The organism is Streptomyces sp. NBC_01244, from assembly GCF_035987325.1.
Taxonomy (GTDB): domain Bacteria; phylum Actinomycetota; class Actinomycetes; order Streptomycetales; family Streptomycetaceae; genus Streptomyces.
Genome location: NZ_CP108488.1, coordinates 1,334,847 through 1,351,590, shown reverse-complemented (window position 1 = coordinate 1,351,590; position 16,744 = coordinate 1,334,847). Strand labels below are relative to the sequence as shown.

At 73.2% G+C, this 16,744-nt stretch carries 11 protein-coding genes; 2 read left to right on the top strand and 9 right to left on the bottom strand.

Annotated elements, in window-relative coordinates; genetic code table 11:
* Window positions 1-47: 47 nt before the first annotated feature.
* The 8 genes from OG247_RS05740 to OG247_RS05705 form a co-directional block, all read right to left on the bottom strand.
* Window positions 48-1,169 carry a hypothetical protein gene (locus OG247_RS05740; protein WP_327251181.1) on the bottom strand — a complete coding sequence of 374 codons (1,122 nt, stop codon included), beginning with the start codon at window positions 1,167-1,169 and terminating at the stop codon, window positions 48-50.
* Window positions 1,170-1,209: 40 nt separating this feature from the next.
* Window positions 1,210-2,283: a DUF1996 domain-containing protein gene (locus tag OG247_RS05735; protein WP_327251180.1), complete on the bottom strand. Its 1,074-nt coding sequence runs from the start codon at window positions 2,281-2,283 to the stop codon at window positions 1,210-1,212.
* 121 nt (window positions 2,284-2,404) lie between these two features.
* Window positions 2,405-4,594, bottom strand: coding sequence for a discoidin domain-containing protein (locus OG247_RS05730; protein WP_327251179.1), 2,190 nt, complete (start codon window positions 4,592-4,594; stop codon window positions 2,405-2,407).
* Between the two features lie 326 nt (window positions 4,595-4,920).
* A complete protein-coding gene (locus tag OG247_RS05725) occupies window positions 4,921-8,211 on the bottom strand; it encodes a poly(A) polymerase (protein WP_327251178.1) in 3,291 nt (1,096 codons plus the stop codon).
* Window positions 8,211-10,109 carry an RNA ligase family protein gene (locus tag OG247_RS05720; RefSeq protein ID WP_327251177.1) on the bottom strand — a complete coding sequence of 633 codons (1,899 nt, stop codon included), beginning with the start codon at window positions 10,107-10,109 and terminating at the stop codon, window positions 8,211-8,213. The genes OG247_RS05725 and OG247_RS05720 overlap by 1 nt, the downstream gene beginning before the upstream one ends.
* Window positions 10,110-10,184: 75 nt before the next feature.
* The gene (locus tag OG247_RS05715; RefSeq protein WP_327251176.1) at window positions 10,185-10,850 is read right to left on the bottom strand and encodes an NAD(P)-dependent oxidoreductase; all 666 of its coding nucleotides are present in this window, start codon (window positions 10,848-10,850) and stop codon (window positions 10,185-10,187) included.
* A 225-nt stretch (window positions 10,851-11,075) separates the two neighbouring features.
* A complete protein-coding gene (locus OG247_RS05710; protein WP_327251175.1) occupies window positions 11,076-11,558 on the bottom strand; it encodes a hypothetical protein in 483 nt (160 codons plus the stop codon).
* 105 nt (window positions 11,559-11,663) lie between these two features.
* Window positions 11,664-13,415 carry a VanW family protein gene (locus OG247_RS05705; RefSeq protein ID WP_327251174.1) on the bottom strand — a complete coding sequence of 584 codons (1,752 nt, stop codon included), beginning with the start codon at window positions 13,413-13,415 and terminating at the stop codon, window positions 11,664-11,666.
* A gap of 289 nt (window positions 13,416-13,704) precedes the next feature.
* Between OG247_RS05705 and OG247_RS05700 the strand changes: the two genes are divergently transcribed.
* Complete coding sequence (locus tag OG247_RS05700) at window positions 13,705-14,850, top strand: NUDIX hydrolase (RefSeq protein ID WP_327251173.1); 1,146 nt, start codon at window positions 13,705-13,707, stop codon at window positions 14,848-14,850.
* A gap of 54 nt (window positions 14,851-14,904) precedes the next feature.
* Entirely contained in the window at window positions 14,905-15,441 is a 537-nt protein-coding gene (locus tag OG247_RS05695) for an SRPBCC family protein (protein ID WP_327251172.1), read from the top strand.
* Between the two features lie 85 nt (window positions 15,442-15,526).
* Here OG247_RS05695 and OG247_RS05690 read toward each other — a convergent pair whose 3' ends face one another.
* On the bottom strand, window positions 15,527-16,516 hold the full coding sequence (locus tag OG247_RS05690; RefSeq protein ID WP_327251171.1) for a hypothetical protein: 990 nt from the start codon (window positions 16,514-16,516) through the stop codon (window positions 15,527-15,529).
* Between the last annotated feature and the right edge of the window lie 228 nt (window positions 16,517-16,744).

Genomic DNA, 16,744 nt, shown 5'->3' with positions numbered 1-16,744 from the left:
GCGGCGCGCGGGGTGTGCGTCGGGGCGTCGGGGCGTCGGGCCAGGGATCAGGCGTAGACGCCGAAGCGGAACAAGGAGTAGCCGTAGCCGGTGCCCCGTTGGTTCAGTTCGAGCCGTACGTACCGGCCCGACGCGGAGATGCCGCACGGGCAACCGCCGTAGCCGTCGTTCTGGAACGTCGACGCCGTCGTGGGCCGGTTCAGCGCCACGTTCGTGCCCGACACCGGTGGCGGGACCACCTTCACCGAGTGCTGCTCGACGCCGACGTTGCCGCGGCCGTCCTTGGCCTTGACGTAGAGCTTCCACGCGCCGGTCTTCGCCGGAGCGGTGACCTTGAGCGTCCCGTTGCCCGGATTCGTCGACGGCGCGGAGACCAGGCCGCCGCCCCCGTCGACGTACTTGCCGCCCCAGAGCACCTCGTACGCGAGCTGGTCGCCCTCGGGGTCGGTCGCCGGCGCCTGGACGGTGATCTCCTTGCCGGCCGGGACGGCGCCCGGATCGGCCACGGAGGGCACGGACGCCGTCGGCGGGAGATGGTCGCCCGCCGTGTCGCCGCCGTAGGCCCGCTTGACCGCGTAGAGGTCCAGGTCCGGCGAATTGCGCTTGTAGTACGTCCAGGCACCCACCCAGGCGTCGGTCGAGATGACCGGGTGGTTGGCGTCCATGCGGTGGATGGCCTTCGCCACGTCGTTCACGAACCCCGTGTACGCGTTGCGCTGGTTCTCCAGCTCGGTGCCGGAGGAGCAGTTCTGCAGGCCGAGCACCGACTCGTTTCCGACGTTCCACATCAGAACGGCCGGGTTGTCGCGGTAGGTCTGCACCCACTTGGTGAACTCGGCCAGCATGTTGTTCTTGTACGTCGTGTCCGCGACGTAGTTCGTGCAGCCGCCGCTGCCCGGACCACCGCCGGGCTGGAGCCAGAAACCGGCCACGACCTTGATGTTGTTCGCACCGGCGGCGGCGAACAGCCGGGCGCTGCTCCCGTCCGTGCCCCAGGTGACGCCCTTGACGACGTACGGAGAGCCGTTGACGGTCAGCTGCCAGTTGCCCTGGGAGCCGGTCACCTTGACCACGCTGCTGGCGGCCCGGGCCGGGCCGGCCGGGACCAGGGTGACCGCGCCCGCGAGCAGGGCGGCGGTCGCCACGGTGCCGCGCATGCGGGTGAGCATGCAGGAACCTCCTTGGGAGGAAGTGGGGGGAGCCGGCGCCCTACGGGAGGCGGCCGTCAGGGCCGAGAACGGTGCCGGCCTCCGGGTGGTACTGGTCGAAGCCGCGGTTGTTGCACTGCAGGCCGCCCTTGATGCACTGGTCGACCATGGCCTTCAGCGTGCGCTCGTCCCACGCGTTGAAGAAGTCGTAGTGGAAGGAGTGGCCGGACCCGCTGGCCAGCCTGACCTGCGACATGTCCCCGCTGACCGGGAAGGCCATCTTGAACTCGACCATCGGGACCGCGACCGGGTGGGAGGCGGGGCAGACGTTGTCGTTGTTGCCGGGCTTCGTGACCGGGTAGGCCATGTGCGCCTTGTGGTCCGGTACGTCGAGGTTCTTGCCGTCCCAGCAACTGGGCGACTGCATGCGGATGTTCAGCTGGGTGCCGGCCGGGCAGTTGGCCGGGAACTCGGTGTTCTTGAAGCTGTCACCGCACTCCCAGCCCTCGACCCAGCCCTTGTGCGCGCGGAACTCCGCCGCGGTCTGGGTCGGGCTGCCGACGAGGAACCGCAGACCCTTGGGGAAGGGGCGCACGCTCGTGTAGTCGGTGACCCCGGTCTTGTAGTAGATGACCTGGGGGCCGGTGGGCAGGATCTTCTGGTTGCCGTTGAACAGCGTCGGCATCCAGTAGCCGGACAGGTCGCCGACCGCGGTGCAGGCCGTGCCTCCGGCGCTCAGGGAAGCGGTGGTGCTGTCGGCGTTCGTGCCGGTGTTGCCCATGAAGGTGTGGTCGTGCGAGGCGCCGGGCCGGCCCGCGTACACGATCGGGTCGTCGGGCGCGGTCTTGGTGACCGCACAGTTGGCCTGGAACTCGTGGAAGTAGCGGTCCGGCGGGTTGTTCCAGGACGGGGTCACACCGGTGACCTGCGGAACGGCCGGGATGTACCCGTCGCCGTCGGGGTCGTCTCCCCCGGCCAGCGCCTCCACGGCGGAGTGGTCCATGTTCATGTGGACGGTGCCCGAGTCGGGCGAGGCCTGCGCGGTGAGCGTGGCGGCGCCGAGACCGGCGGCCGCGGTCACGGCGATGGCCGCCGAGACCACGAAGGCGGACAGGGTCCGCGGTCGGAGATGCATCGTTCGGCTCCTTCTGGAGGGAGGGGGTAGAGGGCGCGAGGGTGGGAGAGCGCTCTCTCGGTTGCCCCGGAAAACGCGGGGCGGCCGGTGGCCGCCCCGCGATCCGGGCGTCAGGGGTTGATCAGGGGAAAGAGACGACGGTGGAGGGGATGGTCGAGGTGCCCGAGGTCGGCGCGCCCGTGTTGTTGATGACGTGCTCGTACTGGCCGTTGCCTCCGAGCGAGACCACGAGGATGTCGTGGAACTTCACGCCCGGCTTCACCGGGACCTGGAAACCGTGGTCCTGACGGATCGTCGGGTCGACGTTGTAGTAGCAGTAGCTGCCCAGGCCCCAGCCCTCGTGGGTGTTGACCGAGTCGGCGACCTTGTAGGCGGCGAATCCCTTGACCGAACCGTTCTGGATCGCGGCCTGGTTGGGTGCGTCGTACGCCTTCTCGTTCTGGAAGAAGATCGTGCGGCCGCGCTCGCCGTTCCACTCCACGTCGTACTTGTTGAAGTGCTCGACGAACAGGCCGGTGGCCAGCACGTCGTCACCGTTGACGCGGAACCCGTAGTCGGAGCGGTTGGTCTCCCAGCCCACCCCGTCGCCGTGGTCGGCGCGCCAGATCCAGGTGTGGTCGACGATCGTGTCGTGGTTGTTGATCACCATGCCGGCCGTCGCCTTGCCGGCTCCGGCGCCGCCGACGCGGATGAACACGTCCTGGACGGTGGTCGGGTTCGCCGCGTGGTCCGTGGTGGTGCCGGCCGGGCCGACCTCCAGCAGGCTGGGGGAGTTGACCTGGCCCGCGTCGATCAGGAAACCGGCGAGCTTCACGCCGTCGACGTCGGCGACCTTCATCGCCGTCACCCCGTTGTCCGGGATGATCGTGGCGAGGCCGAGGCCCAGGACGACGGTGTCCGCGCGGTTGACCTGGATGGTCTGGTTGACGTGGTAGACGCCCGGGGTGAAGAGCAGGTGCAGGCCCTGGGCCAGTGCCTGGTTCATCGTCGCGGCGCTCGTGCCGGGCTTGACCACGTAGAACTGGCTCAGTGGGACCGAGGCGCCCTGCGGGGCCCCGTTGCCCCAGGAAGTGCCGCGCGCGTTGGTGCGCTTGGCCGGGACGAAGACCTTGTACTCGGAGCCGTCCAGGTAGAGGAAGGGCTTCTCGCGGGAGACGGGGGTGGTGTCGAGGGTGGTGTAGCGGGGTTCCGGGAAGCTCTGCGCGGGTGCGCCCTGGGTGCCGGAGAAGACCTGGTTCCAGACGCTGTTGGACCAGCCGCCGATGGAGCTGTCACGGGTGTACCACTGCTGCTGCGAGTAGTTGCCGACCTGGCCGTCGATCTTCGAGTCGGCGATGTAGCCGCCCGAGGCCCAGCCGTAGCCGTTCGGGGCCAGGTTGAGGCCGCCCTTGACGTGCATCCGGCGGAACGGGGCGGCCTGGGAGACGGCCCAGCGGTCGGTGCCGTTGACTGGGTTGAGGGCCAGGTTCTCGGCCGAACGCCAGAAGTTCTGGGTGGCGTTGCCGCCGAACCAGCCCGCGTCCACGGTCACGTCACCGTTGATGGTGGTGTCGTCCGGGCTCAGCCCGAGGCCGGAGATCGAGGTGTAGAAGCCGAGCTGAGCGTTGAGCCCGTTGTAGGTACCCGGCTTGAAGAGGAACTGGTAGCGCCCGGAGCCGAACTGCGCCGACTCCTGCTGGGCGAAGACCTCGTCCAGCTTGGCCTGGATGTTCGGCGTGGACGGATCGAAGACGATCACGTTGGGGCCGAGGTCGCCGCCGCCGGGGAGGGTCGGGCCGGTGCCGCCGGTGGTTCCGTAGGCCTGGAACTCCCAGAGGGAGTAGCCGTATCCGGTCGTGCGCTGGGTGCCGTACACGCGGACGTAGCGGGCATTGCCGGTGATGTCGTGGGTCTGGACCCCGCCGGTGGAGTTGGCCGTGGAGTAGGCCGTGGACCAGTTCGTGCCGTCCGTGGACAGCTCGACGCGGTACGCCTTCGCGGCGGCGGTCTCCCAGCGCAGGACGACCTGGCTCAGCTGGGCGGTGGTGCCGAGGTCGACCTGTATCCATTGGGGATCGGCGAACTGGCTCGACCAGCGGGTGCCGTTGTTGCCGTCGACGGCGGCGGAGGCGGGGGTGCCGGCGCCCTCGACGGAGGAGGCGGTCGCGGGCTTGCCCTGGGAGAGGAGCGTGGGCGCGGCTGTCGCCGCGGTGCTCGGGAGGAGCACGAGGAACGTCGCGATCAATGCGGCCGCCAGGGACGCGACGGTCAGCCGGGGTCGGCGCGGGGGGCGACTCGCCCGGTGGGGAGGGTGGGAAGAGAGGAGGGGCATGCGGGGCTACTCCTGACGTCTTGGATCCGGGGGGATCGAAGCGTGAGTGAACTGCCCGGGGCCGGGGCCGTCAAGGGTTTACACGTTCATGAACTGAAGATCCAATGACGTGTCAAACGCGCATCAGGCCTGTGAACTTGGAGTTTCTTCAATCCTTGTGAAAAGTGTTGACGAAAAAACTTCACAGGTCTCTACTGAGGCTCTGACCGCTCCGTCTCGCCGTGCCCGCTGTGGCGGGGCGGAGCTCCGGTCGGGAGCCCTCGCCGTGCATTCGGCGAGGGCGCCCGGTTGTCGGCCGGATGCTGCCGTGCGTTCGTTACTTGTCGTCAGGAGAGGTCGGGAACAGTGCCGCAGTCCGCCCACGTCACCTCGGTGCCGGGAAGCTTCGCCACCCACGGTGCGACGAGCGCGGCCAGCGTGCTCGCGTTCGGCGGTGTGTGACCGAGGCCGATCGCGTAGCGGGCCAGGGTGGCCGTCCGTTCGAAGGGCCGGGGCCAGGCATGGGCGTCCGCGAGGCCCGTCTGCGCCAGGGTGCCGAGCAGGGCGCGCAGCCGGCCGCGCGTGCGGCCCAGGTTGTCCTCGAAGCCGCCGGACCGGGAACCCGTCACCGTGACCACGGCCCAGGCGGCGTGCCGGCGGTGCGGGGGCACGGCGCCCGTGACGGCGAGCTGCGTCGAGGGGCTCTCCTCCAGCGCCTCCCACGCGGCGAACAGCTCCCGTGTCAACAAGTCCGCGGTCCCGGCGCCGACTTGGGTGGTGCAGCTACGCACCGGGGAGGAGGGTGTCAACACCGTGACGGAGCCCTCTCCGCCCTCTCCGCCCTCTCCGCCTTCTCCGTTCGTGCCGGCATCCAGGTCCGGGGCGGGTGCCAGGCTCACCGGGGTGCGCCAGTCCCAGGCGGCCCAAGTGGCGAAGAAGGTGCGCAGCAGGGGGCCGGGGGAGAGGCCGGGGGCGGAGCGGACCGTGTGGGCGGCCAGCACGGACCAGGCGACTCCCGGCAGACCGCCGAAGGGCGCCGAGTCCAGACCCCGGGACCGGGCCCAGGCCTTGACCTCGCGGGCCAGCCCGGCGAACGCCGCGTGCTCCGGGCCCACGAAGGCCCGTACCGCCTCGGCGTCGCTCACCGCACTCAGCGCCACCGCCGCGGCCCCGCCTAGCTCCGCCCGCCGGGCGACCGCCCGGTCCGGCGGCACCGGACCGGTGGCGACCACCACCAGGTCCACGTCCAGCCCGGCCGCGCGCAGCCGCAGGCCCGGCACCCGGGCGCCGGTGACCTCGCGAAGCCGCTCCGCCTGGGGCAGGGCCGACGCCACCAACTCCCGTACGTCCGCCAGGGCGACGGCGCCGGGCAGGGCCGCGACCAGGTCCAGATCCGCGTCCGGCAGCGCGCAGCCCATCCGACGCGAGCCGGCCAGGTGTACGACCCCCTCGGGGAGCGCCGCCGCGATCCGCGCCGCGAGGGCCGCGGCACCGGCCTCGGAACGGGCCGCGGCTCCCGCAAGGGCGGCATCGGCGCCGGCCTTGAAGCCAGCCCCGGCTCCGGCACGAGTCCCGGCCCTGGCCCTCCCCCCGGCTGGGGCTGGGGCTGCGGCTCCGGCTCGGGCGTCGGGCCCGGCTCCGGCTCCTGCCCGTGCTCCGGCTCCTCCTCCGGCCTTTGACGCGGCTCCGGCTCCTGCTTGGTCCCTTTCTTCGGCCCCTGCCTCTGCCTCTGCCCCGGCCCCGGCTCCTGCTCCTGCTCGGTCCCAAGCTCCGGCTCCAGGTTCGGCTCCGGACCCTGCCCCTCCTCCGGCCCTTGCTCCGGCGTCGGCCCCTGCGCCTGCGCCTGCGCCTGCCTCGGCCCCTGCTCCCGCGTCGGACCCCGCCGGCTCCGTGTCGCCGGATCGGGCCGACGTGGGGCGTGGGCGGTCCGGTGCCCAGGTGGTCCTTCCGGTGCCGAGTTCCACCGTCGCCCGGACCTCCATCGGGCCGTCGCCGCGCCGGGACAATACGGCGAGGGAGTCCACGCGCGCCGACCGGCCACCGCCGAGGCGTGCCGCGAACTCCCGCTCCGCACGCCGGGGATCGGGGCTGTGTCCCAGCGTCAGGTGGGGTGTGAACCCCTCGGCCCGGCCCCGGCAGCCCGGGAACCGCGCCGCCAGCGCCCGCCGGAGCTCCTGCCACGGTGCGTCGCCGGCTGCCGCGGGGTCCAGCCACAGGGTCGGGCCGAAGCCGTACACGCCCTCCAGCCGGGCCGTGAACGCGGCGGATTCGGCGGCCGCTTCGGCCAGCAGGGGCAGTGCCGCCTCGAAGGAGGACTCCGGCACGAAGCCGAAGAGCAGGTTCACGTGCGCCGGCCAGCGCTCCGCCTGCGGGTCGTGTGCGCGACGTACCGCCTCCACCGCCTCGTCATGCGGCGCCAGCCACGCCACCGCCGTCCGTGCGGTGGCGTGGACGTCGAGTACCGCGTGTCCGCGTCCGGGCCCGGACCCGTCACCCGTATCGTCTCCGTCGGCCGCGGGGTCGAAGTCCAGGGTGGCCTCGACCCCGTAGTGATCCGAGATGAACAGGCCGTCCGCCGACGCGGAGTCGCCGCGCAGGGCGGCCTCTGCCACGCGAACCCCCGCCGACCGCAACAGGATCCGGTCCAGGCGAGCCGCCCGGCCCGACAACGACCCCACCGCCGCGAGCGGATTGGCGACCGGATCGAAGGTGGGGGTCGAGTCCTGCACCCCGCGCACCTCGGTCCACGCGTCCCGCAGGCCCAGCGTCCCGGCCGGCCCCTCGGATCCCGACCGGCTGTCGTTGAAATCGCCGAGCAGGGCCACGTCGGCCGCCTCGATGCCCGACAATCCCTCGGAAAGTCGGGCCAGTTCGGCCGCGCGGCGGTCCTCGCCCCGCTCCGTGTGATCACTCGTCAGATGGGTGGCCGCGACCACCAGCGGCCCGCCCGCCGTGTTCACGGTCACGGCGACGACCGCCTTGTGCGGACCCAATAGGTGAACGCCCGCCTCCCGCACCGGAAGACGGCTCAGTACCAGCAGCCCGCTCTCCGCCACGTCCCGGCCGCGCGGGTCCGCGGCGACCGTGTACGCGGCCCTGACCCACGGTTCGGCGAGCAGCATGCCGAGCAGCTCGCGCTCCACCTCTTGGAGCGCGATGACATCGGCGTCGGCCGCCGCCAGGTCGGCCAGCAGCAACGGCCTGCGCCGGGCGGTGGCGATGCGCGGGGCGTCGTACCGGTCCCAGAGCGTGTTCCATGTCAACAGGCGTACGCGCGAAGGCTTCAGGGTATGGGTGGCGACCTCGCGCGCCGCCCGCCACGCGCCGTCACCGGAGGCGTCCCACGCGTACGGGGTCCGCGCCGTGAAGAAGGGTGCCCGCAGCAGCCTCGGGTCGCTGACCCTCCCGGCCGCGGTGCTGTCGATGATGTCGACGCCCGTCGCCCGGTCCCACACCAGCTCGCCGTCCGCTTCCACGAACAGCACCCGGTGCCAGGGGATGTCGCCCCCGGGTACGAAGGAGGGCAGGGGGATCCGCTTCGGCGCCGCACCGCGCTGCAGCAGTCCCAGCGTGAACCGGGCGGGATCGAAGCGGGGGTCCCAGCGGACCTGGTGGTAGAGCTCCTCGCTGGTGCGCATCAGCCCTCCCCACGGGTCGTCGTACGGGCCGAAGTGCAGGCTGCTGTACGGGCCGTCGCACGCACCGGCTCAGCGATCGTGCCCGCCGTGTCCTCGACGGCTCCGCCCGCCCCGACGTACCAGGTGCGGTGCGCCTCGCCCGGATAGGGCGGAGCGAACCTGCGCAGCTGCGAGGTCAGCACCTGTTCCGGCACCGGGTGCGCGCGCGTGGAGTTGCGGCGCATCAGCTCCGCCTCCTCGACCAGCAGCACCGCGTGGGTGACCAGCGCGTCCCGCCGCCGGGCGACCGTGCCCGCCAGCCCGCGCTGCCGGGCCGTGAGGGAGGTCGCGTCCCACACCACCGTGCCCCCTCGGCGCGCGGCCGAGGCGAGTGCGGCGTCCAGCCGGTCGAGGCCCTCGCGGAGCACGTCCGCGTTGTCCCGTTGGTCCGCCCGGGAACCCCTGGCGCCGCGCAGGTCGTCGAGGCTGATGTAGGCCTCGACCCCGGGCAGGTCGCGGGCGTAGGTGCTCTTCCCGCTGCCCGAAGGTCCGCAGAGCTGCACGAGCCGGGGGAAGGCGGCGCCGTCCCGCCAGCGCCAGGTCGCCGCGACCGCCTCCTCGGCGCCGGTCAGTCTGCCCTGCCCGAAGGCGTGGCGCGCTTCGGCCCAGCAGCGGTCGGCGGCGTCGTCGTCGCCACCTATGCCGGCTGCGGCGAGGGCCTCTCGGAGTCCGGCCCGCAGCGGGTCCAGCGGCGCGGGCCCGAGCAGCCCGGCCTCCTCGGCGTGCAGCGCGGACCACTCCACGCATTCGCCGGCCCCGTCGCCCTGCTCGCCGCCTTCGCCGGACCCGGGCGACCCGACAGGACCGCCGGGCCCGGAGACCGCGCCCGCCAGTGCGTGCAGCACCCCCAGATCGGCGGCCTCCGCCATCCGTACGAGCCCCGCTCGCCGTTCCGTGTCCGGGTAGGGGAAGGGCTTGCGCAGCGCCGGGTGGAGCCCGACCAGGTCGGCGACCCGTCGTGCGGTGGCCATCCCGAGCGGCCCCGACGCCAGCCGGGATGCGAGCGCGGCGCGCGGTACGCCGTGCAGGGCCGCCGCCAGAACTCCGGCCAGCCGGTCCTCGCCGGACCTGCGCACGCTCAACCCGTCGATGCGGTCCGCCACTTCGGCGACCAGGTCTTCGACTGCCGCCGCCTCGACTCCCGCCGCCTCGACCGCAGGGTCCGCCCCCACCGCGCGGAGCAGCCCGGCCGTGTCCGGATCCGCGCCCGACCGGGCGTCCCACAGAGCGGCCGCCGGACCGAGCCCGTTCACCACCACCTGGGCGTACATCCAGTGCGTGTCCGTCTGCACGTGCCCGCCCCGCACCCATTTGGCCACGCACCGGCCGAAGTCGGCGCGCTCGAAGCCGGCCGTCGTGCGCACGACGTACCCCTCCTGCCGCGCCGTGTCGAGTCGCAGGCGCCGCAGCGCCCGCTCGTCGAAGACGCCGCGCCACAGGACGCGCGGTCCCGGCACGCCGAGGCCGCGCAGGAAGAGCACCGTCCGGTCCCAGTCGAGGCAGTGGTCGCCGTCCCATACCGAGAACCCGTAGAACCACGCGTCGAGTTCCCCGTACGCGAGTGAATGCCGGGCGTAGACGTTCTCCCCGCAGACCCGCCAGCCGGCGGGGATCCCCGGGCCGATACGACTCTGCAGGGCCTTCACCCAGGCCCGCGACGGATGGTGGCCGGAATCGAGAGACCGTGCGTGCAGGCCGTCGGTGTAGAGGGTGGTGTTCTCGCCGTCGAGCTTCTCGGTGACCACGACCTCGCGCCCGGCGAACCCGGCCAGCATGCCGGGCCCGGTGGTCCGCACGTCGTCGGACGTCGCACCCGGAGACCAGGGCAGGTGCGGGGTCCGGGGGTAGTGCGTGCGCATGATCCGCTCCCTGCGGGCCGAGGCTGGTGCACGGTCACTCTAGGGAGGCGGAACGGGCCCGGAACAGCGAATATCTCAGTACCCGATGGTGAACCGCTTGCCCGCGTGCGCGTCGCGCTCGATCTCGTCCAGCAGGGCGACGGCGAAGTCCTCCGTGGAGATCAGACTGTTTCCGTGGTCGTCCACGACCAGGTCGTCGAGCCCCAGCCGGTACGCGCCCGTCCGGGTGCCCGGCTCGATCGTGGAGGCGGGGCTGAGGTTGGTCCAGTGGACCTCCTCCACCGGAACGGTCCGCAGGAAGTCGAGGGCGTCCCCGTGGGCGTGCATGACGGCGACGATCGGCGCCGGAATCCCGGCCTGGTCCCAGACCATCGGTCCGCCGGGGGTGCGCAGGGAGCCCGCCCCGCCGACGGTGACCACGCGCGGCCGGGGCCCGTCCGTACCGAGGGCCTGCACACCGCCGATCAGTGCCTTCGCCGCTCCGACGAGCGTGCCGGGATCCCCGGAGCCCGGACCGTACGCGCTGACCACCACGTCCTGTCCTGCCGAGACCTGGGTCACGGAGGCGGGGTCGAGGACGTTGCCGCGGACGACGGTGACGTCCGCGGAGCTGGCGTCGGACTCGGCGAAGTGCGCGGGATCGCGCACGACGGCCGTGACCTCGTGCCCGCGCCCGAGTGCTTCGTGCAGCACGCGGGATCCGATGGTGCCGGTCGCGCCGAAGAGAGCGATCTTCGCCATGGCCACTCCTGGAGGTGGGGGCTGGAGGGCCCCGGTCGGGGTCCGCCGGGCCCATCCAAGCGAATCCCGCCTCCCGGACCCGGCAGCGCCACGCGGTCAGTGACAGCGGGGCCGGTGGCGCGGCGCGAGTCACGGCGCGGTCAGTTGGGCGCCGCGGTCAATGGCACGCCGCGGCCAAGGGCACGGCACGGTCAGCGGAACAGCACGGTCAGTGGCACAGCACGGTCAGTGGCACAGCGCCACGATGGCCGGGTCCACCGTCCCCCGGGCCGCCGCGCAGAGCGGCGCCATGTCGTACGTGCGGTTCGGCGCGGGACGGGAGCCGCGGCCCTTCGCGGCCGGAGCCGCGGGCTTCTTCGGCGCGGCCCGCCGGGCCCGCTCCGGCCGGCGCCGCGGTGCGGCGGGCTTCACCCGGCTGCGCGCCCGGGCGGCCGGCGCCGCGGGCGCGGCCGGCCGCGGGGCGACGGCGGCTCCGGGCAAGGCGTTCGGGGGCTCGTCCGGCACCGGATCCGTGTGCTGCTCGGCCCCCGGCAGCGCCCCCAGCGGCCGGGCCTCGGTCGCCGCTCCCGGCAGGTCCGTCCGTACCTCGGCCGGCGCGGGCCGTGCTCCGGGCCCGGGAACGGCGCCCGGCCCGGCGGCCGGGCCCACGGTCACACATCCGGTCACACACCCGGCCGCCACGGCCAGCGCGACAATGATCAGGGGCACCCTCGGTCCCCGGCGCGACTCCATCCGCCCACCCTGCCCGACGAACGCCCGCTCACCCGCACGCGCTCACCCGCACGGGTGGTCCGGGCTCCTCGGCAGGGGGACTCAGCCGCAGGTCACGCTGTCCCTCGGTGTGTAACGGGTCTTCATCGTCTCCCGCTTGACCTCTTGCCCGCCCTTCACGAACACCCGGTCGACGGCGACGTCGAAGCCCTCCAGCGGGGACTGCGGTTCGCACTTCGGGCCGGTGTCCGTGCGCGTGGCGGGCGGCTTGACGTTCGTCCGCGGCCCCTTGGCCGCGCGGATCTCGTCGTACCGCTTCGTTCCCAGGAAGGTGATGGTGATCGAGGTGTCGGTCGCCTCGGCCTGGATGTAGAGGGCCTTGCCCGAGTCGTTGGCGAAGCGCAGGTCCAGGCTGCCCCAGGCCACGGTGGCCTCGCGGCCCTCCGGGTAGCGCTCGATGTAGAAGGAGTGCGCCCCGTACTCGACGGGTTTGACCCCCGAGAAGAACATCGCGTTGAAGACGGTGGTGGCCACCGCCGATACACCGCCGCCCGCGGCCTTCTCGTACTGGCCGTTGTTGATGATCAGACCGTCGACGAAGCCGTTCTCCTTCGTGCGCTCGCCGACGCGGCGGTTGAAGCTCCAGGTCTCGTCGGGCAGCACGAGGGAGCCGTTGATCAGCTCCGCGGCCCGCCCGATGTTCGTCGTACGGTACGGGGCCTTCTCGAAGTCGACGGTGAAGGAGGACACCTCCTCCTTGATGCCCAGCTGCCCGACCGTGTTCGATGTCAGCTTCGGCCCGACCTCTTCCGTGGCGACCTCGCCCGTGCGCTCCGCCGCACCCGCCCGCGTCAGCAGCGGGAGCACGGCGGCGGACAGGCCTTCCTCGGCGACGCGGCGTCCGGCCCGGCCCTCCTCGGCGACGGAGACCGCGCCGGCGGAGTCCGTACGCAGCTTCGCCTCCACGGGTCCCGGCGTGGCCCGGCGCAGCGGACCGGCCAGCTCAGGGTCGGCGAGCAGCGCCTTGGCGTCGAGGCGGGGCGCGAGGCGGCCCCGGCCGTCGTCCTTGAGGGTGAGGTGCTTGGCGAGGACGGCGGGGCCGACGGGTATGCGCTTGCCCTCCACGGTCAGGGTGACGGGCGCGGACACCGCCGGTTCGGCGAACTCCTTGAGCGCCCGCTCCGTCTCCTCCCGCCCGATACGGGGCTCCGTGCTCCGGACGGGAAGTACGACGGGCCCGCCGCGCTCCCGCTCCGCGGGACGGGTGTAGGACGAGCGGAGCACACCGAGGGAGCCGTCGACGTCGAGGTCGGTACCGGTGACCGGGGCCACCGCCCTGGCCTTGCCCTTCTCGAAGGAGACCGAGCCCTCCCGGGCCTCCTGCCGGGTCTTCGCACCGAGTCCGTCCAGGGCGGCGCGGGCCGCCTTCTCGTCGAGCCGGACCACGGGCTCCACGTCGGGATCACCGGACGAGAACAGTCGGCCGATCACGCTGACGGGGTCGGAGCCGGAGCGGGCCGCCCGGTCGACGGTGGCCCCGGTGTCCAGGGACAGGCCGAGCGTCGCCGGCTGCGCCTGCTCGGTCCGCTCTCCTATCCGCAGCGCCAGCGGGGCCGCGGCGGACGGGACGAGCGCACGGTTCAGGGTCTGCCGGGCCTCGGCGCGGCTCATCCCGCCTATGTCGATGCCGCGCACCTTCGTACCGGAGGCCATGTCGTCGCCCGCCAGCAGGCCCGCGACGTACAGCCCACCGAAGCCGAGGACCGCGACGCCGCCCGCCACGCCGGCCACGCCCGGGACGGTCCACCGTTTTCCGGTGGCCGCCGGGGTGCCCGTACGGGGTGCGCGTCGCATGTCGGGGTCTCTCCTCGCTCCGGTGACGTGGTCGGACCGGCGGTTTTCATGCCGCCAGTCCGCCCGGGGAACGTAGCAAGATCCGTGTAACCAGGTAATAAGGAGGTATAGGGGTGGCAAAGGGGATTGTGTGGATCTCCGTAACCCGGGGGCCGTCCGCGCTGTTGCACAGCCCGCGGGTTCACTCGTGCGCAACGCCCCGGCGAGGCCCGCGCGATGACCGCGCGAGGCCCGCGCGACGGGGCCGCACGGCATCCCCCCGCGGTGCCCTTACGGTGAATGGAGTCCGATGCCGCAGCTGACCGACGAGGACGTGACGCAGGACACGGGCGCATCCCCGGCCCCACCCGAGGCCCAGGCCCAGACGGAGGCCCAGACGGAGGCCCAGGCCCAGGCCCAGGCCCAGGCCCAAGTCGAGGCGGAGGCCGCGGCCGGGGCCGAGGCACCGGCCGCGCGTCCGGGCACGTGGATGACCCCGGAGGAGTACGGCGCCTCCCGCGCCACGCTCTGGACCGGCGCGGTCGTCCTCGTCACCGATGCCGACGGGCGCGTCCTGGTCCAGAGCGTCGACTACCGCCCCGACCGGCTGCTGCCCGGCGGTGCGGTGGACGCCGGCGAGTCACCGGCCGCGGCGGCCGCCCGCGAGGTGTACGAGGAGCTCGGCGTCGAAGGCCGCTACCCGCGCGGCCTCGCCGTCGACTGGGTCCCGGCCGACGCGCCCGGCATGCCGCCGGGGATGCGCTTCCCCGGGGAGATCCTGCACGTCTTCGACGGCGGCACCTGGACCCGGGACCGCATCGACTCCGTCCGCCTCCCCGCGCAGGAGATCACCGGCATCGACTTCGCCGAACCGGCCGAGCTGCCCGGCCTGATGGACGCGGGCGACGCCCGCCGCGCCCTGGCCGCCCTGCGGGCCCGGATCAACGGAGGCGGCGCCGCCCTGCTGGAGGACGGCCGCCCCACCACCCCCACCGCCCTGGACCGGCTCGGCGTCCTGCGCAGCCGCCGCGTTCCGCTGCACGGCACCTGGCATCAGGGGTCCGTCCCCGCGCACCTGACGCCACGGGACCCCGCCGGCTGGCTCTTCGCCCCCGACGGACGCGTCCTGCTGCTCGTCGCCCGCGCCACCGGCGCCGCCCGCCTCCCGTCCCCGACGGCGGGCCGCACCGCGGCCGCGGTCCCGCTCGGGTACCGGTACGCCGGCCACGGCGCCCATCCGCGCACCGCGGCCCGGCTCACGGCGCTGCCCCCGGGCCCGGATCCGGCGTACGCCCGGCTGCTGGCCACCCCCGACCAGGTCCGCGAACTCAGCGACTGGGGTCCGGCGGGCCACGAGGAACTCGCCGCCGTGCACGGCGCACGCACCCACCTGTCCCTCCCGTCACCGCCCCGCACCCCACCGACGGAACTCCCCGCGGAGGGCTGCCACTGGTGAGCGCAGAGCGGCTCAATCCCCGGTCCGTGGGCCCCGGTCCCGCAGCATGAGGGGATGAGCGAGACTGCGATCACCTACACCGTGTACGTCCAGGCCGACCCCGCACGGGTGTGGCAGGCCCTGACCGAGCCCGCGTTCACCCGCCGGTACTGGGGGCTCGACTTCGAGACCGACTGGCGGGTGGGCTCGACGATGGACTGGGTGGAACGCGGGGCGCGGACGAGCGATCCGGAGCAGGTGGTGCTGGAGTGCGTGCCGGAGCGGCTGCTCTCCTACACCTGGCACACCTTCACCCCGCAGTGGGCCGCCTCCGCGGGCATCGGCGAGGAGCTGCGCGCCGAACTGGCCCGCGAGCGGCGCACGAAGGTGACGTACGAGATCGAGCCGGTCGGTGACACGCTCGCGCGGCTGACCATCCTCCACGAGGACTTCGAACCGGGCAGCACCCTCCTCGGCATGTGCGGGCGCGCCTGGCCGATGCTCGCGTCCAGTCTCAAGACCCTCCTGGAGACCGGCGCCCCGCTCCCGGAGCAGGGGCACGCGAACGAACAGGGTTCCGGCGGCTACGAGGCCCACGACCCGCGGGCCTGAAGCGGCGGACGGGCCCCGCCGGATCCGGTCGGGTACCGGATCCGGTCGGGTACCGGATCCGGTCGGGTACGGGAGCCGGGTCCGGTCAGGTACGGGAGGGGACGGTGCAGCGCAGCGGCCCTGCGGGGATGTCGGTGCTCTCGTCGTACGGGTCGACCACCGGCCACGGCCGGTCGGCGGCCTTCGCCTCCTTCGAGAAGTAGGGGTGGACGAAGCCGTCGACCGTGCCGCAGTCGTGGTTGCCGAGCTGCCGGCGGTAGTCGGCCGGGACCAGCTTCCCGGCCGTCACCCCGGGGGACCCGGCCGGGGCGTAGAGCAGGACCAGTTGTCTGCGGACGACGACCCGTGCCACTTCCTCCGTGTCGGGCGCCGGCCCCGGCTCCGAGAGCGGTTCGGTGCGCCGCAGGGCGTAGACGAAGGTGTAGTCGGCGCGGATCCGCAGCTGTCCGGGGATGCTGCCGGCCTCGAAGGCCATCCTGCCGCGCACGCGGATGCCCTCGTCGGCCAGGGTGAGCTCGGCGGGGTCGAAGCGCGTGAACATCTCGGTGGGATCGCCGTCCGGCAGGCCGGGGGCGCGCAGGTGCTCCGTCAGCCGGGCACGTGCGGGCTGCTGCGGATCGAGCAGTTCCAGGGCCTGAGCGGGATGTCCGCCCCGGAGCACCACCCGATCCAGATTGGCCGCGACCACGAACTCCCGTGCCCGTCGAAGTCCTTCCGAGACCTGCCCGCGGGACAGTGAACCGACCGCCGCGGGAACGGGCAGCGGGAGGTCCTGCGCGTCGGTCGCCCAGGTACGGGCCGGCGAGCCGCGCAGCGGCAGGTTGGTCGTCGCCGGCCAGGCGTCGGGCCACAACCGCTCGTCGAGCGCGGCGGCGGCGTAAGGCTCGTCGGCGGGCCGCTCCCCGGTGCTGGTCACCAGCCACGTGGCCAGGCCGGCCAGCGCGAGGGCGGCGAAGGCTCCGACGGACGCGCGCCGCAGGCGCCGCCGCTGCCGGTCCGCGCGGAAGGCCCCTTCACGGTCCGGGTTCTGCGCCTCCGCCCGTAGTCGCGTGATGTAGTCCACCGGATCCGACATGTTCGGCCCCCGCCCTCGCCTTTGGTTCCGGCCATCCCACAGGTCGCCGTTCACGTGGCACAAGACGTGCCGTGATCACGTGATGCTCCTGTGACCTGCACGGATGTGGGCCTCGGGGTGTGCCGGGCCACGCGGCCGGCGCCCTGGTGCCGGCGCCGCCGCGGTGCCGCCGCGGTGCCGCCGCGGGCTTGATGCCACCCTGACAACGTGGCGTTCACCGGTGTCGTG